Annotated in this window: 1 pseudogene; it reads right to left on the reverse strand. The window is 63.9% G+C overall.

The features are described 5' to 3' along the window. Window positions 1–358: pseudogene (locus FY251_RS21130) on the reverse strand (pyridoxal-phosphate dependent enzyme); the annotation flags it as partial. Between the last annotated feature and the right edge of the window lie 116 nt (window positions 359–474).

Raw genomic sequence — 474 nt, forward strand, 5'->3', positions numbered from 1 at the left:
CCTTGAACGAGCCAGTGGGGTTCATCCCCTCGTGTTTCACGCGGAGCGCGTCCACGCCGATGTCGTCTTTCAGGCGCGGCATCTCGTGCAGCGGCGTGTCACCCTCGGGGAGCGTGACACCCTCTTCGAAGGGCAGGGCAGCGTTGTACCGCCAGACCCCCGAGCCATCGAACTCGTCGAAGGTCGGCAGGTCGTCGTAGCGGACTTCAAGCAGGCCGTCACAGTCGTCGCAGGTGTAGCGAATCTCGTCGAAGGGAGCGAACGTCTCACCACACTCGATGCAGGCCAGCCAGACGCCGTCATCGGCAACCGGCGGCACGTCGTCGGTGAGTTGCAGGTCAGCCATTGTCGGGACCATGCTCCCAGTGGGCAAAAGTCGGACGGTTGTCGGCTATACTGCCAGCGTTCACGGCGCGGCAGCTATCACTCGCTGGGCCTGGCGTCGAACTCGTCGATACGGTGATGAACCGCGAC

The organism is Haloferax sp. KTX1 (assembly GCF_902410085.1).
Lineage (GTDB): Archaea > Halobacteriota > Halobacteria > Halobacteriales > Haloferacaceae > Haloferax > Haloferax massiliensis.